The 25,232-nt window shown below is 61.9% G+C and carries 23 protein-coding genes and 4 tRNA genes; 14 read left to right on the forward strand and 13 right to left on the reverse strand.

What is annotated here, in order from left to right:
* The first annotated feature begins 317 nt into the window (after positions 1-317).
* From BM019_RS01205 to BM019_RS01230, 6 genes are all read left to right on the forward strand, one after another.
* Entirely contained in the window at positions 318-1,385 is a 1,068-nt protein-coding gene (locus BM019_RS01205) for an ABC transporter substrate-binding protein (protein WP_009045072.1), read from the forward strand.
* Between the two features lie 126 nt (positions 1,386-1,511).
* Complete coding sequence (locus BM019_RS01210) at positions 1,512-2,318, forward strand: alkaline phosphatase family protein (RefSeq protein ID WP_087092411.1); 807 nt, start codon at positions 1,512-1,514, stop codon at positions 2,316-2,318.
* A complete protein-coding gene (locus tag BM019_RS01215) occupies positions 2,297-3,160 on the forward strand; it encodes an ABC transporter permease (protein WP_164523771.1) in 864 nt (287 codons plus the stop codon). The genes BM019_RS01210 and BM019_RS01215 overlap by 22 nt, the downstream gene beginning before the upstream one ends.
* Positions 3,147-3,947 (forward strand): ABC transporter permease, encoded by an 801-nt coding sequence (locus BM019_RS01220; RefSeq protein WP_009045074.1) that lies wholly within the window; start codon positions 3,147-3,149, stop codon positions 3,945-3,947. The genes BM019_RS01215 and BM019_RS01220 overlap by 14 nt, the downstream gene beginning before the upstream one ends.
* Entirely contained in the window at positions 3,944-4,933 is a 990-nt protein-coding gene (locus tag BM019_RS01225) for an ABC transporter ATP-binding protein (protein ID WP_092417428.1), read from the forward strand. The genes BM019_RS01220 and BM019_RS01225 overlap by 4 nt, the downstream gene beginning before the upstream one ends.
* 37 nt (positions 4,934-4,970) lie before the next feature.
* Positions 4,971-5,624, forward strand: coding sequence for an HAD family hydrolase (locus BM019_RS01230; RefSeq protein ID WP_009045076.1), 654 nt, complete (start codon positions 4,971-4,973; stop codon positions 5,622-5,624).
* A gap of 95 nt (positions 5,625-5,719) precedes the next feature.
* On the opposite strand, the gene BM019_RS01235 is transcribed toward BM019_RS01230, so the two are convergent.
* On the reverse strand, positions 5,720-6,682 hold the full coding sequence (locus BM019_RS01235) for a zinc-binding dehydrogenase (RefSeq protein WP_092417429.1): 963 nt from the start codon (positions 6,680-6,682) through the stop codon (positions 5,720-5,722).
* Positions 6,683-6,820: 138 nt separating this feature from the next.
* Between BM019_RS01235 and BM019_RS01240 the strand changes: the two genes are divergently transcribed.
* Positions 6,821-8,905 (forward strand): carboxy terminal-processing peptidase, encoded by a 2,085-nt coding sequence (locus BM019_RS01240; protein ID WP_164485204.1) that lies wholly within the window; start codon positions 6,821-6,823, stop codon positions 8,903-8,905.
* Between the two features lie 133 nt (positions 8,906-9,038).
* Positions 9,039-10,865 (forward strand): bifunctional diguanylate cyclase/phosphodiesterase, encoded by a 1,827-nt coding sequence (locus tag BM019_RS01245; RefSeq protein ID WP_092417430.1) that lies wholly within the window; start codon positions 9,039-9,041, stop codon positions 10,863-10,865.
* Here the strand turns inward: BM019_RS01245 and BM019_RS01250 are convergent.
* The 5 genes from BM019_RS01250 to BM019_RS01270 all read right to left on the reverse strand — a co-directional run bounded on the left by BM019_RS01250 (position 10,801) and on the right by BM019_RS01270 (position 13,508).
* A complete protein-coding gene (locus BM019_RS01250) occupies positions 10,801-11,232 on the reverse strand; it encodes an SEL1-like repeat protein (protein ID WP_092417431.1) in 432 nt (143 codons plus the stop codon). The genes BM019_RS01245 and BM019_RS01250 overlap by 65 nt on opposite strands.
* Positions 11,233-11,604, reverse strand: a complete 372-nt coding sequence (locus tag BM019_RS01255) for a hypothetical protein (RefSeq protein WP_007927825.1) — start codon at positions 11,602-11,604, stop codon at positions 11,233-11,235.
* Positions 11,601-11,942: a helix-turn-helix domain-containing protein gene (locus tag BM019_RS01260; protein WP_081002342.1), complete on the reverse strand. Its 342-nt coding sequence runs from the start codon at positions 11,940-11,942 to the stop codon at positions 11,601-11,603. The genes BM019_RS01255 and BM019_RS01260 overlap by 4 nt, the downstream gene beginning before the upstream one ends.
* A 107-nt stretch (positions 11,943-12,049) precedes the next feature.
* Positions 12,050-12,505, reverse strand: coding sequence for a YkvA family protein (locus tag BM019_RS01265; RefSeq protein ID WP_007927824.1), 456 nt, complete (start codon positions 12,503-12,505; stop codon positions 12,050-12,052).
* 289 nt (positions 12,506-12,794) lie between these two features.
* Positions 12,795-13,508 (reverse strand): BamJ family beta-barrel-assembly machinery protein, encoded by a 714-nt coding sequence (locus BM019_RS01270; protein ID WP_092417432.1) that lies wholly within the window; start codon positions 13,506-13,508, stop codon positions 12,795-12,797.
* Between the two features lie 259 nt (positions 13,509-13,767).
* Here BM019_RS01270 and BM019_RS01275 point away from each other — a divergent pair, with 259 nt between their 5' ends.
* Both BM019_RS01275 and BM019_RS01280 read left to right on the forward strand, forming a co-directional pair.
* Positions 13,768-15,576, forward strand: coding sequence for a di-heme-cytochrome C peroxidase (locus BM019_RS01275; protein WP_092417745.1), 1,809 nt, complete (start codon positions 13,768-13,770; stop codon positions 15,574-15,576).
* Positions 15,577-15,604: 28 nt separating this feature from the next.
* The gene (locus BM019_RS01280) at positions 15,605-16,741 is read left to right on the forward strand and encodes a catalase family protein (protein ID WP_092417433.1); all 1,137 of its coding nucleotides are present in this window, start codon (positions 15,605-15,607) and stop codon (positions 16,739-16,741) included.
* A 129-nt stretch (positions 16,742-16,870) separates the two neighbouring features.
* Here BM019_RS01280 and BM019_RS01285 read toward each other — a convergent pair.
* The 4 genes from BM019_RS01285 to BM019_RS01300 form a co-directional block, all read right to left on the reverse strand.
* A tRNA-Asp gene (locus BM019_RS01285) sits at positions 16,871-16,947 on the reverse strand.
* A 19-nt stretch (positions 16,948-16,966) separates the two neighbouring features.
* Positions 16,967-17,042, reverse strand: a tRNA-Val gene (locus BM019_RS01290).
* Positions 17,043-17,228: 186 nt separating this feature from the next.
* Positions 17,229-17,305: transfer RNA gene (locus BM019_RS01295), tRNA-Asp, on the reverse strand.
* A 19-nt stretch (positions 17,306-17,324) separates the two neighbouring features.
* Positions 17,325-17,400 (reverse strand) — tRNA-Val (locus tag BM019_RS01300).
* Between the two features lie 160 nt (positions 17,401-17,560).
* Here BM019_RS01300 and rdgC point away from each other — a divergent pair.
* From rdgC to sugE, 3 genes are all read left to right on the forward strand, one after another.
* Positions 17,561-18,481, forward strand: a complete 921-nt coding sequence (gene rdgC, locus BM019_RS01305; RefSeq protein WP_092417434.1) for a recombination-associated protein RdgC — start codon at positions 17,561-17,563, stop codon at positions 18,479-18,481.
* Between the two features lie 125 nt (positions 18,482-18,606).
* A complete protein-coding gene (locus BM019_RS01310; protein WP_087092417.1) occupies positions 18,607-19,572 on the forward strand; it encodes a bile acid:sodium symporter family protein in 966 nt (321 codons plus the stop codon).
* A 118-nt stretch (positions 19,573-19,690) separates the two neighbouring features.
* Positions 19,691-20,008 carry a quaternary ammonium compound efflux SMR transporter SugE gene (gene sugE / locus BM019_RS01315; RefSeq protein WP_007927818.1) on the forward strand — a complete coding sequence of 106 codons (318 nt, stop codon included), beginning with the start codon at positions 19,691-19,693 and terminating at the stop codon, positions 20,006-20,008.
* A 114-nt stretch (positions 20,009-20,122) separates the two neighbouring features.
* On the opposite strand, the gene BM019_RS01320 is transcribed toward sugE, so the two are convergent.
* The 3 genes from BM019_RS01320 to BM019_RS01330 all read right to left on the reverse strand — a co-directional run bounded on the left by BM019_RS01320 (position 20,123) and on the right by BM019_RS01330 (position 24,587).
* Positions 20,123-21,997, reverse strand: a complete 1,875-nt coding sequence (locus BM019_RS01320; protein WP_092417435.1) for an MFS transporter — start codon at positions 21,995-21,997, stop codon at positions 20,123-20,125.
* 84 nt (positions 21,998-22,081) lie between these two features.
* Positions 22,082-23,230: a TDT family transporter gene (locus BM019_RS01325; RefSeq protein ID WP_092417436.1), complete on the reverse strand. Its 1,149-nt coding sequence runs from the start codon at positions 23,228-23,230 to the stop codon at positions 22,082-22,084.
* Between the two features lie 151 nt (positions 23,231-23,381).
* Positions 23,382-24,587 (reverse strand): MFS transporter, encoded by a 1,206-nt coding sequence (locus tag BM019_RS01330; RefSeq protein WP_092417437.1) that lies wholly within the window; start codon positions 24,585-24,587, stop codon positions 23,382-23,384.
* Positions 24,588-24,678: 91 nt separating this feature from the next.
* Between BM019_RS01330 and BM019_RS01335 the strand changes: the two genes are divergently transcribed.
* Positions 24,679-25,224 (forward strand): TetR/AcrR family transcriptional regulator, encoded by a 546-nt coding sequence (locus BM019_RS01335; protein ID WP_092417438.1) that lies wholly within the window; start codon positions 24,679-24,681, stop codon positions 25,222-25,224.
* Positions 25,225-25,232 lie beyond the last annotated feature (8 nt).

The raw sequence follows: 25,232 nt of genomic DNA on the forward strand, positions 1-25,232 counted from the left end.
CAGGGCAAAACGTGCCTGGGAAAAAGGCACTCAGCCTTCACCGAGAGCCTAGGCACTGCATATGACTGACAGATGACAACGCCGCCAAATGGCGGTGCCAGACACCTGCAATTGGCTGGCCAAGTCCTTTCATATCAGCTGTTTAGCCCTGGGCTACGCTTATCTCGCAGACCCGTGCCAGACACTCGCAAACGCCTTGCAGGACTGATGCCGACATCAAAGTGTCATCCAGCCGGCTTAAATTGGCTCAGGTATTGCTGACCTAGACCAACAACGTTAGACAAACCCAGCGTTGAACACGCCCAAAGGAGCTTCGGATGAAACAGCTTTTCCTGGCATCACTGTTAGGCTCGACCATTGCCCTGTGCACCGCCGCCATGGCCGCCGATACCGACTTGAAGACCCTGGAAGCCGCGGCGAAAGCCGAAGGTGCCGTCAACAGCGTCGGCATGCCCGACGACTGGGCCAACTGGAAAGGGACCTGGGAAGACCTGGCCAAGCACTACGGCCTCAAGCACATCGACACCGACATGAGCTCGGCCCAGGAGATCGCCAAGTTCGCCGCCGAGAAAGACAACGCCAGCGCCGACATCGGCGACGTGGGCGCGGCCTTCGGCCCGATCGCGGTCAAGCAGGGTGTGGTCCAGCCTTACAAGCCAAGCACCTGGGACCAGGTCCCGGACTGGGCCAAGGACAAGGACGGCAACTGGGCGCTGGCCTACACCGGCACCATCGCTTTCATCATCAACAAGAAGCTGCTGCACGGCTCCGAAGCCCCCAAAAGCTGGGCCGACCTGGAGAAAGGCAAATACAAGGTCTCCATCGGCGACGTGAGCACCGCCGCCCAGGCCGCCAACGGCGTGCTGGCCGCGGCCATCGCCAAGGGCGGCGATGAAAAGAACATCCAGCCGGCGCTGCTGATGTTCGCCGAGATCGCCAAGCAGGGGCGCCTGTCGCTGGCCAACCCGACCATCGCCACCATGGAAAAGGGTGAAGTGGAAGTCGGCGTGGTCTGGGACTTCAACGGCCTGAGCTACCGCAACAAGATGGTCAACAAGGACGACTACATCGTGCTGATCCCGTCGGACGGCTCGGTAATCTCCGGCTACACCACCATCATCAACAAATACGCCAAGCACCCGAACGCGGCCAAGCTGACCCGTGAATACATCTTCAGCGATGCCGGCCAGATCAACCTGGCGCGCGGCAATGCCCGTCCGATCCGCGCCGAGCACCTGACCCTGCCCGCCGAAGTCCAGGCCAACCTGCTGCCCAACGAGCAGTACAAGAAAGTCACGCCGATCAAGGACGCCGACGCCTGGGAGAAAACCTCCAAGGGCCTGCCACAGAAATGGCAGGAAGAAGTGATCATCAACATGCAGTAATGCTGCATCTGTAGGAGCGAGCTTGCCCGCGATCCAGGCGCCGCGGTCTGCCCTGGAGCCGCGGAAATGCAATCGCGAGCAAGCTCGCTCCTACAGGCACCTGGTTGTCTTGCGGAGTCCTCCCCCATGTCACACAACGTCATCCTTGTCGTGCTTGACGGCCTCAACCATGAGGTCGCCCGCCACGCCATGGGGCACCTTCAGGCCTACGTCGGCGCGGGACGCGCGGCGCTGTACAAGCTGGAATGCGAACTGCCGGCCCTGTCCCGACCGCTCTACGAATGCATCCTGACCGGGGTGCCACCGATCGACAGCGGCATCGTGCACAACAACGTCTCGCGCCTGTCCAACCAGCGCAGCATTTTCCACTACGCCAGCGCCGCCGGGCTCGGTACCGCCGCCGCGGCCTATCACTGGATCAGCGAGCTGTACAACCGCTCGCCGTTCAACCCGGCCCGGGACCGGCATACCGACAACAAGAAGCTGCCGATCCAGCACGGGCATTTCTACTGGAACGACCACTACCCCGATTCCCACCTGTTCGCCGATGCCGAACACCTGCGGCTGCGCCATGCCCCGAACTTTCTCCTGGTGCACCCGATGAACATCGACGACGCCGGCCACAAGCACGGCCTCGACACCCCGCAGTACCGCAACAGCGCACGCGCGGCCGACATCATCCTCGCCGATTACCTGCAAGGCTGGCTCGACGCCGGCTACCAGGTGCTGGTGACCGCCGACCACGGCATGAACAACGACCGCTCCCACAACGGCCTGCTGCCGGAGGAGCGGGAAGTGCCGTTGTTCGTTCTCGGCGATGCGTTCAGCTTCAGCCCCGTCGCCACGCCGGATCAGACCGAGTTGTGCGGCACCATCTGCGAGTTGCTCGGCGTGCCCCACGACAAACCTGTATGCCGGGAGTTGCTGAAGTGAATGCATTCACCCGCGGCAAATGGCTGGCGATCCTGTGCCTGCTGCCCTTTGCCCTGTTCTTCATCGTGTTCCAGATCGCCCCGCTGCTCTGGGTGCTGATCAACAGTCTGCAATCGGAAGAGTTCGGCTGGGGCCTGGCCAATTTCAACAAGATCTTCAGTTCCAGGTTCTATCTGCAGGCCATCCAGTACAGCCTGGAGATCAGCTTCTGGTCGAGCGTGTTCGGCATCGTCATCGCGATTCTCGGCAGCTACTCGCTACGCCGGGTCGACTCGAAGCTGCGCAACTTCGTCAACGCCTTCGCCAACATGACCAGCAACTTCGCCGGCGTGCCCCTGGCGTTCGCCTTCATCATCCTGCTGGGCTTCAACGGCAGCATCACCATCATGCTCAAGCAGGCGGGGATCATTCAGGACTTCAACCTGTACTCCAAGACCGGCCTGATCATCCTCTACACCTATTTCCAGATCCCCCTGGGCGTGCTGCTGCTCTACCCGGCCTTCGATGCCCTGCGTGAAGACTGGCGCGAGTCCGCGGCACTGCTTGGCGCCAGTGGCTGGCAGTTCTGGCGCCACATCGGCCTGCCGGTGCTGACCCCGGCGCTGCTGGGGACCTTCGTCATCCTGCTGGCCAACGCCCTGGGCGCCTATGCCACGGTCTATGCACTGACCACCGGCAACTTCAACGTGCTGCCGATCCGCATCGCCGCCATGGTTTCCGGCGACATCTCCCTCGACCCGAACATGGCCAGCGCCCTGGCCGTGGTCCTGGTGGCGCTGATGACCCTGGTGACCATCGTCCATCAGTTGCTGTTGAAGAGGAGCTACCATGTCTCGCGCTGAACCCGGCTCCGCCGCCCTCTATCACCGGGTCGTGGTGTACCTGCTGTTCGCTATCCTCCTGCTGCCGCTGGCCGGGACCCTGGTCTACTCCATCGCCAGCAGCTGGTCGGCGACCATCCTGCCCAGCGGCTTTACCTTCAAGTGGTACATCCAGCTGTGGAGCGACCCGCGCTTCCTGCACGCCTTCGGCCAGTCGCTGCTGGTCTGCGTCGGCGCCCTGATCCTGTCGGTGGTGCTGATCCTGCCGCTGCTGTTCGTGGTGCACTACCACTTCCCAAGGCTCGATGCGCTGATGAACATCCTGATCCTGCTGCCGTTCGCGGTGCCGCCGGTGGTGTCCTCGGTGGGCCTGCTGCAGCTCTACGGTTCGGGACCGTTCGCCATGGTCGGCACGCCGTGGATCCTCGTCGGCTGCTACTTCACCGTGGCCCTGCCGTTCATGTACCGGGCGATCACCAATAACCTGCAAGCGATCAACCTGCGCGACCTGATGGACGCCGCCCAGTTGCTGGGCGCCAGTACCTGGCAGGCGGCTTTCCTGGTGGTGCTGCCGAACCTGCGCAAGGGCCTGATGGTGGCCCTGCTGCTGTCGTTCTCGTTCCTGTTCGGCGAGTTCGTGTTCGCCAACATCCTGGTGGGCACCCGCTACGAAACCCTGCAGGTCTACCTGAACAACATGCGCAACAGCAGCGGCCACTTCACCAGCGCGCTGGTGATTTCCTACTTCTTCTTTGTGCTGGTTCTGACCTGGGCCGCCAACATCTTGAACAAGGACAAAAGCCAATGAGCTTCGTCAGCGTCCAACACCTGCAGAAAAACTACAGTGGCACCCCGGTGTTCAGCGACATCAACTGCGAAATCCACAAGGGCGAATTCGTCACCCTGCTCGGCCCGTCCGGCTGCGGCAAATCCACCCTGCTGCGCTGCATCGCCGGCCTGACCCCGGTGGACGCCGGCAAGATCCTCCTCGACGGCCATGACATCGTGCCCCTGAGCCCGCAAAAACGCGGGATCGGCATGGTGTTCCAGAGCTATGCGCTGTTCCCCAACATGACCGTGGAGCAGAACGTGGCCTTCGGCCTGCGCATGCAGAAGGTCAACGCCGACGAGAGCCACAAGCGCGTGCTCGAAGTCCTGCGCCTAGTGGAACTGCACGACTTCGCCAGCCGTTATCCCCATCAACTGTCCGGGGGCCAGTGCCAACGCGTGGCCCTGGCCCGTTCGCTGGTGACCCGCCCGCGCCTGTTGCTGCTGGACGAGCCGCTGTCGGCGCTGGACGCACGGATCCGCAAGCACCTGCGCGAACAGATCCGGCAGATCCAGCGCGAACTGGGGCTGACCACGATTTTCGTCACTCACGATCAGGAAGAAGCCCTGACCATGTCGGACCGCATTTTCCTGATGAACCAGGGCAAGATCGTCCAGAGCGGCGACGCCGAGACGCTCTACACCGCACCGGTGGATGTGTTCGCCGCCGGCTTCATCGGCAACTACAACCTGCTGGATGCAGAAAGTGCCAGCAGGCTGCTGCAGCGACCGATCACCGGGCGTATCGCGATTCGTCCCGAAGCCATCGAACTGCGCAAGGACGGCGAGCCCGACGCGCAGATCCGCAGCCATAGCCTGCTGGGCAATGTGATCCGCTACCGGGTCGAGGCCCGTGGCGTGGAGCTGGTGGTGGATGTGTTGAACCGCTCGCCGGACGATCTGCACCCCGACGGCCAACGCCTGGCACTTTCCATCGATCCCACGGCCCTCTGTGAGGTAGCCTGATGACTTTGACGCAAACGATTAAGAGAGAGCGGTACTAATGGCCCTGGCAATTTTTGATCTGGACGAGACCCTGATCCACGGCGACTGCGCCACCCTCTGGAGCGAACAGATGGGGCGCCTGGGCTGGGTCGACAGCGAGTCTTTCATGCGCCGCAACAACGAGCTGATGGACGCCTACAGCCACGGCAAGCTGGCCATGGAGGAGTTCATGGCCTTCAGCCTGGAGCCGATGGCCGGACGCACCCCGGAAGAAGTCGGGCACCTGGTCGGCCCCTGGGTCGAGGACGTGATCGAACCAATCATTTTCAGCGACGCCTGCAAGGCCATCGCCGCCCACCGCAAGGCCGGCGACCGGATCCTGGTGATCTCGGCCTCGGGCACTCACCTGGTCCAGCCCATTGCCGAACGCCTGGGCATCGATGAAGTCCTGGGGATCGAGCTGGAGGTGCTGCACGGGGTCTACAGCGGCAATACCCTGGGCACCCTGACCTACCGCGAAGGCAAGGTCACCCGCCTGCTGGAATGGCTGGATGCCGAAGAAGAAAACCTCGAAGGCGCGAGCTTCTATTCCGACTCGCGCAACGACCTGCCGTTGCTGCTGAAGGTCGACTACCCGCATGTGGTCAACCCGGACCCAGTGCTGCGCGAACACGCGGAAAAGGCCGGCTGGCCGATTCATCAGTGGAAATAAGCGTCGACCGATAAATCTGATCGCGAGCAAGCTCGCTCCTACAGACTTCGCAATACCTGTAGGAGCGAGCTTGCTCGCGATAGCGATCTAAACCATCACCCCAACGTTTCGTCGATCAGCAGCACCAGCTTGCCCGATACCTGGTTGGTCGCCAGCTCGGCAAAGGCCGCTTCGGCGTCCTTGATCGGGAAGGTCATGGCCAGCTGCGGACTCAGGCGCCCTTCGGCGAACAGTGGCCAGACATGCTGGCTGAGGTCGCTGAACAGATCGGCCTTGAACTGCTCGTCGCGGCTGCGCAGGGTCGACCCCAGCAACTGGATGCGCTTGCCGAGGATCTGCGCCAGGTCCAGCTGGGCCTCGCGCCCGCCCATCAAGCCGATCAGTACCCAGCGCCCGTCCAGGGCCAGCAGCTTGACGTTGTGCGCGGCATAGTTGGCGCCGACCGGATCCAGGATCACATCGAACGGCCCGAAATCCCGCAGCCCTTCCAGGCCATCAGTGCGCACCACGCCACCCTGGGCCCCCAGCGCCTCACAGTAGGCCAGGCGATCGGCGGAACCGACGCTGACCCAGCATGGGTTGCCAAACGCCTTGCACAACTGGATCGCGGCCGAACCGACGCCACTGGCACCGGCGTGCAGCAGGACCTTTTCCCCCGGCTTGAGGGCCGCCAGCTGGAACAGGTTCAGCCAGGCGGTGCTGTACACCTCGGGCAGCGCCGCCGCCTGTGCCAGGGAGAGCCCTTCCGGCACCGGCAGGACATGACGGGCATCGACCACCACTTCCTCGGCCATGCCGCCCCCGGCCAGCAGTGCGCAGACCCGATCGCCGACCTGCCACGCCGAACCTGGGCCGACCTCGCTGATCACCCCCGAGCACTCAAGGCCCAGCACCTTGCTGGCGCCCGGTGGCGGCGGATAGAGCCCGGCCCGTTGCAACAGGTCGGCCCGGTTCAGTCCCGCGGCCGCCACGCGGATGCGCACTTGTCCTACGTCGCACGTCGGACTGGGCTCTTCAACCCACTCCACATGACCTTCAACGCCTTGCAATGCTTTCACAGTGCCTCCATAGTGAGTCTGGACTGAGCCCGGAGCTGTAGCACCGGGCTTTTTGCATTATGCGACCGGCCCTTGTGGAACCGGCGACTTCAAAGACGGCCTAATATGCGTTATCAATTGCCCCCGCGTCGAATCAGCATGAAGCATTTGTTCCCCAGCACCGCCCTCGCTCTTTTCATTGGTCTCGGTCTGCTGCCGATGTCGACCAATACGTTCGCAGCCAATAGCTGGGACAAACTTCAGCCGGATCGCGACGAGGTAATTGCCAGCCTCAATGTCGTCGAGCTGCTCAAGCGTCATCACTACAGCAAGCCACCGCTGGACGACGCGCGCTCGGCGATCATCTATGACAGCTACCTGAAGCTGCTGGACCCGTCGCGCAGCTACTTCATGGCCAGCGACATCGCGGAATTCGACAAGTGGAAAACCCAGTTCGACGACTTCCTGAAAAGCGGTGACCTGAACGCCGGCTTCATCATCTACAAACGCTACCTGGACCGCGTCAAGGCGCGCCTGGACTTTGCCCTGGCCGAGCTGGGCAAAGGCGTCGACAAATTCGACTTCACCACCAAGGAGTCCTTGCTGATCGATCGCAAGGACGCGCCTTGGCTCAAGACCACCGCGGAACTCGACGACCTGTGGCGCAAGCGCGTCAAGGACGAAGTCCTGCGCATGAAGATCGCTGGCAAGGAACCCAAGCAGATTCAGGAAACGCTGACCAAGCGCTACAAGAATCAGCTCGCCCGCCTGGACCAGACCCGCGCCGAAGATATCTTCCAGGCGTACATCAACACCTTCGCCATGTCCTACGACCCGCACACCAACTATCTGTCGCCGGATAACGCGGAGAACTTCGACATCAACATGAGCCTGTCGCTGGAAGGCATCGGCGCCGTGTTGCAGAGCGACAACGACCAGGTCAAGGTCGTGCGCCTGGTGCCGGCCGGCCCGGCGGACAAGACCAAGCAGGTGGCCCCGGCGGACAAGATCATCGGCGTGGCCCAGGGCGACAAGGAAATGGTCGACGTGGTCGGCTGGCGCCTGGACGAAGTGGTCAAGCTGATCCGTGGTCCGAAAGGCTCGGTGGTGCGCCTGGAAATCATCCCGGCGAGCAACGCGCCGAACGACCAGACCAGCAAGATCGTCTCCATCACCCGCGAAGCGGTGAAGCTGGAAGAGCAGGCGGCGAAGAAGTCGATCCTCAACCTCAAGCAGGACGGCAAGGACTACAAGCTCGGGGTGATCGAGATCCCGGCCTTCTACTTGGACTTCAAGGCCTTCCGTGCCGGCGATCCGGACTACAAGAGCACCACCCGTGACGTGAAGAAACTGCTGACCGAGTTGCAGAAAGACAAGGTCGACGGCGTGGTCATCGACCTGCGCAACAACGGCGGCGGTTCCCTGCAGGAAGCCACCGAGCTGACCAGCCTGTTCATCGACAAGGGCCCTACCGTGCTGGTGCGTAACGCCGACGGCCGGGTCGACGTGCTCGAAGATGAAAACCCTGGCGCCTTCTACAAAGGGCCGATGGCGCTGCTGGTCAACCGTCTCTCGGCCTCGGCCTCGGAGATTTTCGCCGGTGCGATGCAGGACTATCACCGTGCACTGATCATCGGTGGCCAGACCTTCGGCAAAGGCACCGTGCAGACCATCCAGCCGCTCAACCACGGCGAGCTGAAACTGACCCTGGCCAAGTTCTACCGGGTTTCCGGGCAGAGCACCCAGCATCAGGGCGTGCTGCCGGACATCGATTACCCGTCGATCATCGACACCAAGGAAATCGGCGAAAGCGCCCTGCCCGAAGCCATGCCATGGGACACCATTCGCCCGGCCATCAAGCCGGCGGTGGATCCGTTCAAGCCGTTCCTCGCGCAGCTGAAATCCGAGCATGACGTGCGCTCGGCCAAGGACGCCGAGTTCGTCTTCATCCGCGACAAGCTGGCCCTGGCCAAGAAGCTGATGGCGGAAAAAACCGTCAGCCTCAACGAAGCCGAACGTCGGGCACAACACGCCGACATCGAGGCCAAGCAACTGACGCTGGAAAACATCCGCCGCAAGGCCAAGGGGGAAGAGCCGCTCAAGGAGCTGAAGAAAGAAGACGAGGACGCCATCGCGGCCGCCGATCCGGACAAGACCAAGCCGGAAGACGACGCTTACCTCAGCGAAACCGGGCGAATCCTCCTCGATTACCTGAAGCTCAACACCGCGGTCGCCAAGCACTGAGATGATGGCAATTTAATGCTGGCGCCCCTCGGAGCGTCATCAAACAGTCATCATTCTGTCGTGAAATAAAGGACCGGGCGCTGCTCTTGAATCAAGGGCGCGCCCGGTCCTTTTTTTATCGACAGAGATCGCCATGACCACGACCGAACAGCTGAGTGCCTTGAGCTCAATCCTGGCTCAAAGCGGTTTGCACAGTCTGTTCCAGCCGATCATCTGCCTCTCCGAACGACGCATTCTCGGCTATGAAGCCTTGACCCGTGGCCCGTCCAACAGCCCGCTGCACTCCCCTGTCGCCCTGTTTGCCGTGGCCCGCCAGGTCGGACGCCTCAACGAGCTGGAAATCGCCTGCCGCCAGAGCGCCTGCAAGGGGTTCAGCGAGCAGCAGTTGCCCGGCAAGCTGTTCCTCAACGTCTCTCCGGAATCGCTGCTGGAGGCTGCCCACCAGCCCGGACGAACCCTGCAACTGCTGCAAGACTTCGGTATTCCGCCGAGCCAGGTGGTGATCGAACTCACCGAGCAGACGCCAATCGATGACTTCCAACTGCTGCACAATGCGCTGCATCATTATCGGGACATGGGTTTCTCGATCGCCCTGGACGACCTCGGCGCCGGTTACTCGAGCCTGCGCCTGTGGTCCGAGCTGCGCCCGGACTACGTGAAGATCGACCGGCACTTTATCGACGGCATTCATCAGGATGCCCTCAAGCGCGAGTTCGTCGGCTCGATCCTGCAAATTGCCAAAGCCTCCCGGGCCCAGGTGATCGCCGAGGGCATCGAAGTGGCGGAAGAGCTGGAGGTGCTCACGGAAATGGGCGTGGACCTGCTACAGGGTTACCTGCTCTGCCGCCCCCAGGAACATCCGCCCCGCGATGGCCGCAATCTGCTGCCCAAGCGCGAAAGCACTCCCGCGACGCTCAACGACGAAGGCAGCGACCTCAGTGCCCTGCTCAACGAACAACCAGCGGTAGCACGCGACATACCAACGGCCACGGTGCTGGAAGCCTTCCGTCGCCAGGCCAACCTCAACTCGCTGGCGGTGCTCGACGAACAGGGCCAGCCCTGCGGCATCGTGCACCGCCATTCGTTGTCCGATGCCCTGCTCAAGCCCTTCGCCACCGACCTGTTTGCCCGCAAGCCCATCAGCCGCCTGATGAACGATGACTTCCTGGCGGTGGAACTCAGCCAGTCGCTGCAACAGGTCAGCCGCCTGATCACCAGCCGTGCCCGGCAACGGATCGAAGAGGATTTCATCATCACCCTCAACGGTAGCTACCTGGGCCTGGGGCGGGTGATCGATGTGCTCAAGCTGATTACCGAGCTGAAGATCCAGCAGGCGCGTTATGCCAACCCATTGACCCTGTTGCCTGGCAACGTGCCGATCCAGCAGTGCCTGACCCACCTGCTGCAACAAGGACGGGAATCGCTGATCTGTTACGTGGACATCGACAGCTTCAAGCCCTTCAACGATATCTATGGCTACGGCCGTGGTGATGAAGTGCTGTTGTGCCTGGCGCAGTGCCTGAATGACCGGGTGGACCCCAGCCGCGACTTCGTCGGCCATATCGGCGGCGACGACTTTCTCCTGGTATTGGGCCCCGAGGACTGGCAAAAACGCCTGAACCAGCTGCTGGACGACTTCCATAGCCAGTGCCGGCGTTTTTATCGCAGCGAACACCTGGAAGCCGGCTGCTTCATCGCCCCCAACCGCCAGGGCATTCGCCAGGAGTTCGCCTTGCTGTCACTGTCCATTGGCGTGGTGCACCTGTATCCACAGGCCTGTGGACAACTCGATGCCAGCCAGTTGGCCGAGCTGGCCTCGCAAGCCAAGCACCACGCCAAGAACGTGCCGGGCTACAGCATCCATGTGATCGACAGCCGCCAGATGGCAGACGGCTTTACGGCTGACGCGGACCGGCTTGCGGGCCCGGCGTACTCGACTGATTCAGCTGCGCCAGCTTGACCTCGGCCAGGGGATGCCCGGCTTTCGCCGCCAGGGTCCACCAACGGGCGGCTTGCGCCGCATCCGCGGCCTTGCTGGGCGAACCGGCCAGGCTGATAACGCCCATCTGATAGGCCGCCTTGGCGTCCCCGGCCAAGCCGGCAAGACGTAACAGACGTATGCCTTCTTCGCGAGCCCCCAGCCCCTGGCCACGAAAGGTCAGGATATGGCCATAAAAACTCTGTGCGCCGACGTCCCCCAGGTTCGCCATGCGCGCCAGTTGCCCCTCCAGCCAGTGCCAGCCCCGGGGTTGACGCACAAACCAGGGCCAATGAAACAACCGGCGAGCCAGCCAGTAGCCGGCTCGCGCCTTGAGGCGCCAGAACACTCAGGCCTCCACCGACTCGGGGTATTCGTACTCGAACACACGAACCACTTCCGAGGCATGCCACGACGCGGCCGCGACCCCATCGGAAGGCCCGGAAAAACGCCCGAGGCGCTCCGCACACTCGAAGAAACCGGTGCGCGGCAATCGACTCGCCCCCTGGCTGATCACCAGCGAACTGCGCAACGGCTGCTCCGCACGCGCGTCCAGCGCGGCCAGATGCTCAAGGGCCGCCGTCAGGGTCTGCATGGCGGGGCTGGGTAGCTGCAAGCGCTCAAGCAGAGCGCGATAGGTCAAAAGATGGCGTTGCCGACGGGCCTGGTCGAGTTCCCCCAACAGGCCATCCCAATGTTGACGACTGATCCTTACGCTCACGATTCATCCCTCCAACCCGGAACCGTCAATTCCCAGGCCAGGCTACGGCGTATAGCGGCGTCGGGTTGACGCTCACCGCTTTCAATCATGGCCAGATATGACGGACTGATACCTACCGTACGGGCAAGCGCCTCAATGGCGATGCCCTTGGCTTCACGCAAACTGCGAAGTTGATCCAGACCTGGAAGCGGCTGGTCGGCTGTGGTCGCGACAGGCCCCCTGGCTTCTCGCGGAGATTGTTCGGTGATACCTGCGGCTTTTAGCAAAGCCTGATACTGAGCCCATGGCAGAACCGCATATTCGGGCTCGCCATCGCGTGCAATTATCTGAATATCCATTACTACCCCGTAGGACGACACATAACGAGTCGGACTTTTCCTTATGAAGTGTAATCCTAACAGTCACTAAGGTCGCGGGGGCATCGTTGTATGGATCCGAATTCACCTCAGTTTTTCTTCGGACCTTCCAATTGCAGCTGTTCCGGGGTGTCGGGCAAACGCTCCACCACCGCCAGCTTCTCCGGTTGCTGGCGATTGCGCCAGGCGCGAAAGGCGCTGAGTTCGCCGTCCAGGGTTTTCATGATCCAGGCCAGAACGGCGATATCGTCGAGCATGCCGAACATCGGCAGGAAGTCCGGGATGGCATCCAGCGGACTGAGGAAGTACATCAGGCCCGCGACCACCGACAGCAACGCCTTGGGGCTGATGGCGCGGTACTCGCCACGCCAGTAAGCCAGGCACAGGGCCTGCAGCAGGCGCAGATCGTCCTTGAGCTTGCCAAGACGGCCGCCTTGCAAGGCGCCTTTGCTGGCCACGGCGAACAACAGGGTCGGCAGTCGGCCACGGCTGAGCAAGCGGCCGGCCAGGGGCAGGAAGCGGGCAAAATTCCAGGGTGCTTTCATCGTCACTCCCACTGAAATGTTATCCACACAAATTGTGGATAACCTTGTGAACAGAGCCGCTTTTCACAGCTGAAAGCCCCGTTTTACAAGGGCTCGGCTCAGATCGGGCGTTTTTTACTCACATAAAAAAACCCATAATTTCATTGACTTGGCAGCCTCATGCGGCTAGCCGCAACACGTGCTGTTAAGACTATGCCTTATGCCGTGGGTTCGCATTTTTTCCCGGACCAACGACCAGATACGACAACGCCCCGTAAGAACGGGGCGTTGTCATTGAACCAGACGAAGATTACTTGGCGTCGTCTTGTTTCGCTGGATCCTTGATACCCAGCAGTTCCAGCTCGAACACCAGAACCGAGTTGGCCGGAATGGCCGGGCTCGGGCTCTGTGCGCCGTAGGCCAGATCGCTCGGGATGTACAGTTTGTACTTTTCGCCGACGTGCATCAGTTGCAGGCCTTCGACCCAACCCGGAATCACGCCGCTGACCGGCAGATCGATCGGGCTGCCGCGCTCGACCGAGCTGTCGAACACAGTGCCGTTGGTCAGGGTACCGCTGTAGTGAACGGTCACCACGTCGGTCGGCTTAGGCTGGGCGCCATCGGCTTTTTTCAGCACTTCGTACTGCAGGCCGGAGGCGGTAGTGGTCACGCCAGCCTTCTTGCCGTTTTCTTCGAGGAATTTCTTGCCGGCTGCTGCCGACTCTTCGCTGATCTTGGCCATGCGCTCTTCAGCACGCTTTTGCAGCGCGGCGAAGGCTTCGACCAGTTCGTCGTCTTTCAGCTTCTGTTCTTTCTTGCCGATGGCATCTTCGATGCCCTGGGCTACCGCTTTGGAATCCAGGTCATCCATACCTTCCTGGGCAAGGCTTTTGCCCATGTTCAGGCCGATACCATAGGAAGCTTTCTGCGCCGGGGTTTTCAGCTCCACGCTGGTCTGCGAGTCACAACCCGCGAGTACCAGGCTAACCAGGGCTACCGCCGCCGCTAACCGATGCTGTTTCATGCTATTTCCTTGTTCATGCGCCTAAAGGGCAATCGAGTAAAGCCGCGAGCTTATCAGGCGGCCACGACCAATGGCTACCGGCATGAGAGCCGGATTAGCCCGATAAGTTCACGTGTTTAAAAGCATTTCGCCAGCCATTACAACGAGCACGAGAAAGAACACCTCGACCGCAAAGTAATGGCAGCGCACGTAATGGCCACTTGCCCGGCAGTTTACCCTTGAGGCATAAGAGAGCCACAACTCGACAAGGATGTTTATCTTGCGCCTCTTATCCCGTGTTTTGCTCTTGATCCTCGCCCTGATCGGCGTCGCCCTGGCCGTGGTCCTGTATTACGTGGCCAATCCGAAATTGCCCGACTATATGCCCGCCCGGCAGGTGCACTATCAGGATCAATGGAGCGCCGCCGACCGCCAGACCTATTACTTCACCCCCCAGGGCACTCAGGTGAAGGGCCTGCGCTATGAGTGGTTCGCCGCCCTGGAACTGCCCTTCTCCACGCAACGCTTCGCCGCGCCGCAGTACCTGGCTCGCTTCGGCTTCCTAGTGGATCCGGCGCAGCAGGCCAGCGCCGATAACCCGGCGAACCTGCCGGTCGGCTTCACTCGCCATCAGAACCCTGGCAGCCCGCAGCAGTACCTGGACATCACCTGTGCCGCCTGCCACACCGGCGAGTTGCGCTACAACCAGCAGGCCCTGCGGGTCGACGGCGGTTCGGCGCAACATGTATTGCCCTCCAGCGTGCCCACCCTGCGCGGCGGCAGCTTCGGCCAGGCGCTGGTTGCCAGCCTGGCGTCGACCTATTACAACCCGTGGAAATTCGAGCGTTTCGCCCGCAACGTGCTGGGCCAGGACTACGACGCCGAGCATGAACAACTGCGCAAGGACTTCAAGGCGTCGCTGGACACTTTCCTGCGCGTCGCCTGGAACGACACTCACCGCGGCCTCTATCCCACCGAAGAAGGCCCCGGGCGTACCGATGCCTTTGGCCGGATCGCCAATGCCAGCTTCGGCGACGCCATTTCCCCCGACAACTATCGAGTGGCCAACGCACCGGTGGACTATCCGCAGCTATGGGACATCTGGACCTTCGACTGGGTACAGTGGAACGGCTCGGCCCAGCAACCCATGGCCCGCAATATCGGCGAGGCGCTGGGCGTCGGCGCCACCCTGAACTTCTTCGATGCCCAGGGCCAGCCGCTCAAGGGCGACGCCCGCTACGCGTCGAGCGTTCGGGTGCGCGACCTCAATCGCATCGAAGAAACCCTGCAACGACTGAAACCGCCGACCTGGCCAGAAGAACTGTTCGGCAGCATCGACAAGCCCCTGGCGGCCAAGGGGCGAGCGCTGTTCGCGGAAAACTGTGCAGGCTGCCATGTCCCGCCGGTCACCGAGGTCAACGGGCACCCGGTACAACAACTGAAGATGCTGCCAGTCGCGGTGATCGGCACCGACCCGAATACGGCCAACAATATTGCCGATCAGCGTTACGACCTGAGCGCGCTGCAATGGGACGCCGCCGAGCTGGCGCAATCGAATGTCCAGTTGCACCCCACGCCCACTGAGCCGCTGGACATGCGCCAGCTGTCAGCGGCCAAGGGCCTGGCCTATGTCACCGCCTTCGTCGAGGAGCGCGCTTACCGGGACGCCCAGGTGACCCCGGCGGAACGCCCACGACTCGACGGCTACGGCTTGCCGATCGGCGTCCGCGAACTGCGCGCCTACAAGGCCCGGCCGCTGGCCGGGGTATGGGCTACCCCGCCCTTCCTGCATAACGGTTCGGTGCCCAGCCTGTATCAGTTGCTTTCGCCTCAGGACGAACGCGCCAGCACCTTCTATAAAGGCACCTTCGAATACGATCCGAAGCATCTGGGCTATCGTACCGAGCCGTTCAAGAACGGCTTCCTGTTCGATACCAGGATCAGCGGCAATGACAACAGCGGCCATGAATTCCGTTCGGGCAAGCGTGGCGAAGGGGTGATCGGCCGCCTGCTGCAACCCGAGGAACGCTGGGCCCTGCTGGAATACCTGAAAGTGCTGGGCGGGCCGCTGGAGGCGCAACTGCCATGACCCTGGCCCTCATCAAAAGGACGCTTTCATGCTGATCACCTTATGGCTGCGCATCGGTGCGCTGCTGCTCAAGACACTTGTGCTGCTGGCGCTGATCGCCCTGCTCGGCTGGGCGCTGAACAGCGCCTGGTCCATCTGGCGCTACCAGGGGCCGGTCTCGACCGAAGAACAGGTTCCGCCCGGCGAAGCCGCCATGACCCAAGACATCATCCAGACCGCCGTGCGCATCGTCGATCAGCACCGGGATAACACCCGTTACCTGCGCGACGCCCACGCCAAGGCCCACGGCTGCGTAAAAGCCGAGGTCCAGGTCCTCGAGCAACTGGCGCCGCCGTTGCGCCAGGGCGTGTTCGCCGAACCCGGCAAGACCTGGCAAGCCATGGTGCGGCTGTCCAACGGCAATGCTTATCCACAGTTCGACAGCATTCGTGACGCGCGCGGGATGGCAATCAAGTTGTTGAATGTGCCCGGCACCCAGCTATTGAAGGAACAGCAGGGCCGTGGCGAGCAGGATTTCGTGATGTTCAACCATCCGAACTTCTTCGTCAGCGATGTCGCCGAGTACCGGCAGAATGTCGCCGCGCAGGCGGACGGAAAAAAGGTTGGAGCCTTTTTCCCCGGTTGGGACCCACGCACCTGGCAGGTTCGTCATCTATTCATCGCCCTGGCCACCCTGTCGCCGCCCCCGGCCAGCCCGACGCAAACCCGCTATTTTTCGGTTTCGCCCTACAAGTTCGGCAGCGCCAACGCCAAGTTCCGCGTCGCACCGGACCCCGACAGCTGCCCGCCGTACAACCTGCCCCCACAGAACCAGACCCTGCCCAACTTTCTACGCAACGCCCTGAGCCAGCAGCTGTCGACCGATCGTGTGCCGGCCTGCTTTGTATTGCAGGTGCAACGCCAGGACCCAAACCACTACATGCCCATCGAAGACACCAGCATCGAATGGCGAGAAAGCGATGCGCCCTTCGAAACCGTGGCGCGGATCAAAATTCCTGCCCAGGACTTCGATACCCCGCGGCAGAACCTGCAATGCGACAACCTGTCCTTCAACCCCTGGTTCGGGCTGGAAGCGCACCGCCCCATCGGCGGCATCAACCGCCTGCGCAAGACGGTGTACGAAGCGGTCAGCGACTACCGGCACAGCCGCAACGCCGAGCAGTGATCCACAAACGAAAAAAGCGGCCCGCGGGCCGCTTTTTTGGGGAGCATTTACATACGCCAGACAGCAAAAAGCCCGCGTTAGCGGGCTTTCTGTGATGAGCTGGCGTTCAGTGTTCCAGCTCATCGAATATGGCGCAGCGGACGGGACTCGAACCCGCGACCCCCGGCGTGACAGGCCGGTATTCTAACCGACTGAACTACCGCTGCGCGTAGCGTTGAAAGCAAGTGGTGGGTGATGACGGGATCGAACCGCCGACCCTCTGCTTGTAAGGCAGATGCTCTCCCAGCTGAGCTAATCACCCTTTACCTTCGTTGCGGGGCGCATTATTACACAGAAATTCATAACGTGCTGATTTAAATAACAAAATTATCAAAAAAAGCTGAATTTCGATGTCTCGGGCGCCTCGCGCGGAACACAGGCACAAAAAAGCCCGCGTGAGCGGGCTTTCTGTGATGACCTGGCGTTCAGTGTTCCAGATCATCGAATATGGCGCAGCGGACGGGACTCGAACCCGCGACCCCCGGCGTGACAGGCCGGTATTCTAACCGACTGAACTACCGCTGCGCGTAACACTGAAAGCGAATGGTGGGTGATGACGGGATCGAACCGCCGACCCTCTGCTTGTAAGGCAGATGCTCTCCCGGCTGAGCTAATCACCCTTCACGTTCGGTGTGGCGCGCATTCTACGGAGCGCCCCCTACTCTGGCAAGCACTTTTTAAAATAATTTTTTCAGGCCTTCCAAAGGCTTAGCGGAGGGTTGGCCTATGGAGCTGCGCGGAGAATAATGCCCCCCTTTGTATAAAGGAGAGATTCACCCCATGTGGTTCAAGAACCTGCTTATCTATCGCCTGACCCAAGATCTGCCCTTTGATGCTGAGGCGCTGGAAACCGCACTGGCCACCAAACTGGCGCGTCCATGTGCAAGCCAGGAGTTGACCACTTACGGTTTCGTCGCGCCATTCGGCAAAGGCGAAGATGCGCCGCTGGTGCACGTCAGCCAGGATTTCCTGCTGGTCGCCGCGCGCAAGGAAGAACGTATTCTGCCTGGCAGCGTGGTTCGCGACGCGGTCAAGGAAAAGGTCGAAGAGATCGAAGCCGAGCAAATGCGCAAGGTTTATAAAAAGGAACGCGATCAGATCAAGGATGAAATCATCCAGGCATTCCTGCCCCGTGCCTTTATCCGCCGCTCCTCGACTTTCGCCGCCATCGCGCCGAAACAGGGCCTGATCCTGGTCAACTCGGCCAGCCCGAAACGCGCCGAAGACCTGCTCTCCACCCTGCGCGAAGTACTCGGCACCCTGCCAGTGCGCCCGCTGACCGTGAAGACCGCGCCGACCGCGATCATGACCGACTGGGTGAAAACCCAACAAGCCGCCGACGACTTCTTCGTCCTCGACGAGTGCGAGCTGCGCGACACCCATGAAGACGGCGGTATCGTCCGTTGCAAGCGCCAGGACCTGACCAGCGAAGAAATCCAGCTGCACCTGAGCACCGGCAAGGTGGTCACCCAATTGTCCCTGGCCTGGCAGGACAAACTGTCCTTCATGCTCGACGACAAGATGACGCTCAAGCGCCTGAAGTTCGAGGACCTGCTGCAGGATCAGGCGGAACAGGACGGCGGCGACGAAGCCCTCGGCCAGCTGGATGCCAGCTTCACCCTGATGATGCTGACCTTCGGCGATTTCCTCCCGGCGCTGTTCGAAGCCCTGGGTGGCGAAGAGATTCCACAAGGCATCTGACCTTGTAGCAGCCTGCTTGCTGGCGACGGGCCGCATCCGGCCTTGTCGCCAACTCGCTCGCTCCTGCAGGAGCACCACAGACGCCACCGCCTTCGGTGGCGTTTTCATATAAGAAGGAACAGGCCATGCGTGCACTGGCAGCATTAAGTCGTTTTGTCGGCAATACCTTTGCCTACTGGGTACTGATTTTCGCGGTGGTGGCGTTCTTGCAGCCAGACTGGTTCATCGGCCTCAAGGGCGCCATCGTGCCGCTGCTGGGCCTGGTGATGTTCGGCATGGGCCTGACCCTGAAGCTCGAAGACTTCGCCGAAGTCGCCCGCCATCCGTGGCGCGTGGCCCTGGGCGTGGTCGCGCACTTCGTGATCATGCCGGGCGTGGCCTGGTTGCTGTGCCAGGTCTTCCACCTGCCGCCGGAAATCGCCGTCGGCGTGATCCTGGTCGGCTGCTGCCCGAGCGGTACCTCGTCCAACGTCATGACCTGGCTGGCCCGCGGCGACCTGGCGCTGTCGGTGGCGATCGCCGCCGTCACCACCCTGCTGGCACCGCTGTTGACCCCGGCCCTGATCTGGCTGCTGGCCTCGGCCTGGTTGCCGGTTTCGTTCATGGAGCTGTTCTGGTCGATCCTGCAAGTGGTGCTGCTGCCGATCGTGCTCGGGGTGATTGCCCAGCGCGTGCTCGGCGACCGGGTGCGGCATGCGGTGGAGGTATTGCCGCTGGTGTCGGTGGTCAGCATCGTGATCATCGTCACCGCAGTGGTGGCCGCCAGCCAGGCGAAAATCGCCGAGTCCGGCCTGCTGATCATGGCCGTGGTGATGCTGCACAACAGCTTCGGTTACCTGCTGGGTTACTTCACCGGCCGCCTGTTCAAGCTGCCGTTGGCGCAACGCAAATCCCTGGCCCTGGAAGTCGGCATGCAGAACTCCGGCCTCGGCGCCGCCCTGGCCAGCGCGCACTTCTCGCCCCTGGCGGCGGTGCCGAGCGCCCTGTTCAGTGTCTGGCACAACATTTCCGGGGCGCTGCTTTCCACCTGGTTCCGCCGCATGAGCGAAAAGGACGACCGCGCACTGGCTGCCCAGCAGGCGAGCGACTGAGGAGAAACCTTGATCCCCGGATTAATGATGGGCACTATACTGCGCAACGCGGGGACGACCCCGCGGCTCGCTCGAGTCATTAATCTGGGGACGACCCCGTCAATCGATGGAGGTCATCATGTCCTGGATCATTCTGTTTTTCGCCGGCCTGTTTGAAGTGGGCTGGGCCGTCGGCCTCAAGTACACCGACGGTTTCAGTCGCCCTCTCCCTACCGCCCTGACCATCGCCGCCATGGCGGTCAGCCTCGGCCTGCTGGGGCTGGCCATGAAGGAACTGCCGCTGGGCACTGCCTATGCCATCTGGACCGGGGTCGGCGCGGTCGGCACGGTGATCGCCGGAATCATTCTGTTCGGTGAGTCCATGGCGCTGTTCCGCCTGGCCAGCGTGGCGCTGATCATTACCGGGCTGATCGGTTTGAAGGTCAGCGCGGCCTGATGAGCCCTCTGTAGCCGCTGCCGCAGGCTGCGATAAGGCCAAAGGCCTTCAGCGATCTTAAAATCCTGCGCCCACGTTGTGGGCGAGCGCAGCCTGCGGCAGCGGCTACAGGTATCAGCGCAGGCTACCGCGCAGCTCACCCACCAGGGTTTGCAAACGGGCCGGTTCGGCACTGTCGGCGGTCACGGCCGAACCCGCCACCAGGGTCACTCGCGACCACAGGCGGCGGAACAGTCCCTTGCTCGGATCGCGGCTGAAAAAGCTGCCCCACAGCCCCCGCAACGCCAGCGGAATCACCGGCACCGGCGTCTCTTCGAGAATCCGCGTCAGCCCGCCCTTGAACTCATTGATCTCGCCATCGGCGGTCAGCTTGCCTTCCGGGAAGATGCACACCAGCTCGCCATCCTTGAGGTAGCGAGCAATCTGGGTGAACGCCCTTTCGTAGATCTGGATATCCTCGTTGCGCCCGGCAATCGGAATGGTCCCGGCGGTACGGAAGATGAAGTTGAGCAGCGGCAGGTTGTAGATCTTGTAATACATCACGAAACGAATCGGCCGCCGCACCGCGCCGCCGATCAGCAAGGCATCGACGAAGGACACGTGATTGCACACCAGCAACGCCGCGCCTTCGTCCGGGATCGCCTCCAGGTTGCGGTGCTCGACCCGGTACATGGAATGGCTGAGCAGCCAGATCATGAAACGCATGCTGAACTCGGGGACGATCTTGAAGATGTAGGCGTTGACCGCGATGTTCAGCAGCGACACCACCAGGAACAGCTGCGGGATCGACAGCTTGGCCAGGCTCAGCAAGACGATCGAGACGATCGCCGACACCACCATGAACAGCGCGTTGAGAATATTGTTCGCGGCAATCACCCGCGCCCGCTCGTTCTCCGGGGTCCGCGACTGAATCAGTGCATACAGCGGCACGATGTAGAAACCACCGAAGATGCCCAGGCCGAGAATATCGATCAGCACCCACCAGGCGTGGCCAAAACCGAGGACCTCGAGCCAGCTGTACCCCGCCTCGCTTGGCGCAATCCCGCCGGAATGCCACCACAGCAGCAGGCCGAACACCGTCAGGCCGAACGAGCCAAAAGGCACCAGGCCGATCTCGACCTTACGCCCCGAGAGTTTCTCGCACAGCATGGAGCCGGCGGCGATGCCCACCGAGAACACCGTGAGGATCAGCGTGACCACTGTCTCGTCGCCGTGCATCCACTCCTTGGCATAGGCCGGAATCTGCGTCAGGTAGATCGCCCCGACAAACCAGAACCACGAGTTGCCGACGATCGAGCGCGACACAGCCGGCGTCTGCCCCAGCCCCAGGCGCAGGGTGGCCCAGGACTGACTGAAGATGTTCCAGTTCAGACGCATGTCCGGGGTGGCCGCCGCAGCCCGGGGGATGCCCCGGCTGGCGAGGTAACCGAGCACGGCGACGGCAATGATCGCCGTCGAGACAATCGGTGCGTAATGGGCGGAGGACATCATGATCCCGGCACCAATGGTCCCGGCAAGAATCGCCAGGAAGGTACCCATCTCCACCAGGCCGTTGCCCCCCACCAGTTCTTCCTCCCGTAGCGCCTGGGGCAGGATCGAATATTTCACCGGGCCGAACAGCGCCGAGTGGGTGCCCATGGCGAACAGCGCCAGCAGCATCAGCGACAGGTGATCGAAGACAAACCCCACCGCCCCCACGGCCATGATCACAATCTCGCCGAGCTTGATCAGGCGGATCAACGCGTCCTTGGCGAACTTCTCGCCGAATTGCCCGGCCAGCGCCGAGAACAGGAAGAACGGCAGGATAAACAGCAAGGCGCAGAGGTTGACCCAGATCGAACGGTCTCCCTCGATGGCCAGCTTGTAGAGAATGGCGAGGATCAGCGACTGTTTGAAGATGTTGTCGTTGAACGCACCGAGGGACTGAGTAATGAAGAACGGCAGGAAACGCCGCGTACGAAGCAAGGTGAACTGTGAGGGGTGACTCATCTTCCATGTCCCTGAGTGGCTTGGATGCTGTTATTGGATTATCGATCTTCGATCCAGGCCACAACCTTACCTAAAGTTCGCGGATTATTTCGCTAATCCTGCGATGCAAGGCGAAACGAACAACTCGCCACGATAAGCGCCCTGCAGCGTGCGCTTGCCCACCACCAGCCACATCAGTGCCAGTGCCAGGACCAACAGGCTGCCGAACACCGCGAAAAACGTCAGGTTCAGGGTAGCGGCCAATTTCAGGGTGGTCAGGGCATAGACCCCCAGCGGGAAGGTGAATCCCCACCAGCCGAGGTTGAACGGAATGCCGTCGCGCAGATAACGCAGAGTAATCAGCAGCGCTACCAGCATCCACCACAGGCCGAAACCCCACAGGGTGATACCGGCCACCAGGCCCAGGCCCTCGGCGATTTCGCCCATTGCGGCCATGCCGTTGGCGGCGAAGATCGCTGGAGCGTCCGCGCCCAGCAGCAACATGCCCAGGGCTCCCGTGCCGATCGGCCCCAGGGCCAGCCAGCTCGAGGCAGCCATGCTTTCATGAGGCAGCTTATGCAAGGCCATGCGCAGCAGGAGAATGGTCAGGATGCTGAAAGCTACCGGCAGCGAGAAGGCCCAGAGCACATAGCTGGTCACCAGCATCACCAGTTGCGAATGCGCGTCCACCAGATGCGGCGCCAGCAGCCCGCCACTGGCGGCGGCGACTTCGGCCGCGACCACCGGCAACAGCCAGACCGCGGTCATCTGGTCGATACGGTGCTCCTGGCGGGTGAACATCATGTAGGGAATCAACACCCCGCAAGCCAGCGACAGCGCCACATCCAGCCACCACAACAGCTCGGCCAGTTGTACTACGCCCTCTCCCCAGCGCGGTACGCCGAACAGCAGGAAACCGTTGATGATGGTGGCCAGGCCCATGGGGATGGTGCCGAAGAACATCGAGACCGTGGAATGCCCGAAAATCCGCCGGGCTTCGTCGAAGAACATTACCCAGCGTGCCGCATAAGCAACGCTGAACACCACGAACAGCCCGATGGTGAACAGCCACAACCCCTCGGCCAACAGGTGCAGGCCCGGGATCCGCAGCGGCAACTGGGCCAGCGCCAGGGCCAGCACGCCGGTGCCCATGGTGGCGGCGAACCAGTTGGGGGTGAAATGGCGGATGGCTTCGCGAGGATGCTGCAGCTGGCTCAAGGGCCGTCCGGTTCTGAGGGTATTGGGGCATGTCATGGTGTGATCTCCTGTCCTCCGATGAGGTGGAGCCCATGGTAGAACTGGATCGAATATCTATATAACGGGTAATTTCTCTATCTGTTATCTATTTTGTAAATATAAAAGCTAGACACTGCCTGCGTTTCAACCACCGGCATCCGCGTCGCGCTCAACTCTCTTGCGCGACGCAGGCCTTGGCGGTTCGCTGACGCAGCAACCCCAGCAAAGCGCCCAGGGACAACAGGATCAACACTGCGCCATAACCGTCGGTGGTAGCGATCAGGCCGAAGCTGCGCGTCAGGTTTCCCGCCAACAGGGATGGCAGGCAGAACGCCAGATAACTCAGGACATAAAACGCCGACATCAACCCCGCCCGCTCATGGGGCAAGGCCAGCGGCATCACACTGCGCAGAGCACCGAGGAACCCGGAGCCAAAACCTCCGCCCGTGACCAGGGTGCCGAGGAAGAACAGCGGCAGGCTGGCGGTGTGCACGGCGATGAGGATCAGGCTGATGCCGACGGCCAACAGGCTCGCGCCCAACCGCAGAACCTTGTCGGCCGGACGATGGCGCAGGGAAACAATCATCAGGGCACCGCTCAGGGTCAGCACCGCCACCAGGCCGCCGCCGATCAGGTTCGAGGTCGAGCCTGTCGCGGTGCGCACCAGCGATGGCGCCAATGACAGAAAGAACCCGCCCACGGCCCACACCGCCACATCCACCGGTAACGCCAACCACAGCGCCCGCCGCGCCTGGGGCGGTACATGCAGCGAAGGCCGCAGGGAAGCCCAGACACCGGCCTGGGCAGTGGCCGTCTCCGGCAGGCGCCAGACGTACAGCGCCTGGGCGACAAACAGCACCAGCAGCAACCAGTAGGCCAGTTGCAGCGGCAACGGCGCATATTCCACCAGCAAGCCGCTGCCCATCGCCCCGCACGCCATGCCCAGCAAGGGCGCCACGCTGTTGACCAGAGGCCCCTGTTGGCGGTCGGTATCCAGCAGCGCCGCCCCCAGCACACTGGTGGCCATGCCGGTGGCGAAGCCCTGCATCACCCGGGCAGCAATTAGCCAGGCCACGCTGTCGGCCTGGATGAACAGCAGCATCGCCAGTATGTCCAGCAGCAGCGCCACGAAGATCACCGGCTTGCGCCCCAGATAGTCCGAAAGCGAGCCCACGGTCAGCAGCGCCGCCAACAGGCTCAAGGCGTAGACGCCGAAGATCAGGGTCAAGGTCGCCGACGAGAATTGCAACGCCTCCTGATACAGGTGATACATCGGCGTCGGCACACTGGAAGCGGCGAGAAAACTGAGTAAGGTGATCGCCAGAAACAACAGTCTGGAACGGTTTGACCGTGAAGAGTCGACACTACTGGACATGGGCACGCTCCATTAAAGCTAATTTTTTGCTTTTGCGGATTGTGCTACCGCCTCGCTCTTAAAGCAAATTCTTTGTGTTAAGGTTCGATCCATGGCTATTAAAGAAGGTTTACGCCCGGGCGGACGCAGTGCCCGGGTACAGGAATCCATCCACTCGGCAGTCAGGGAACTCCTCGAAGAACAGGAGCGCTCGACCCTGACCGTGCCGCAAATCGCCACCCGCGCCGGCGTTACGCCCTCGACCATCTACCGGCGCTGGGGCGACCTGTCGGCACTGCTGGCGGATGTCGCCCTGGAACGCATGCGCCCAGACAGCGAACCGGCCGCCACCGGCAGCCTGCGCGGCGACCTGCGGGCCTGGGCCGAACAATACCTCGACGAAATGAGCTCCGAACCCGGGCGCAACATGATGCGCGACGTGCAATGCAGCAGCACGCCCGGCTATTGCGTGAACATTCTCAGCGGGCAATTGCAGATCATCCTCGACCGTCACCGGCACAGCGAAGCGGCCCCGCCCAGCATTGACCGGCTGTTGAACATGCTGGTGGCGCCAACGGTGTTCCGCATCCTGTTCGCCGCGCAACCGCTTGAAGTGCAGGAACTGCATGAACTGATCGACATCGCGCTGCGGCCTTGAGGCCGCTC

This window comes from Pseudomonas sp. NFPP07, assembly GCF_900115645.1.
In the GTDB taxonomy this organism is placed as follows: Bacteria; Pseudomonadota; Gammaproteobacteria; order Pseudomonadales; family Pseudomonadaceae; genus Aquipseudomonas; species Aquipseudomonas chlororaphis.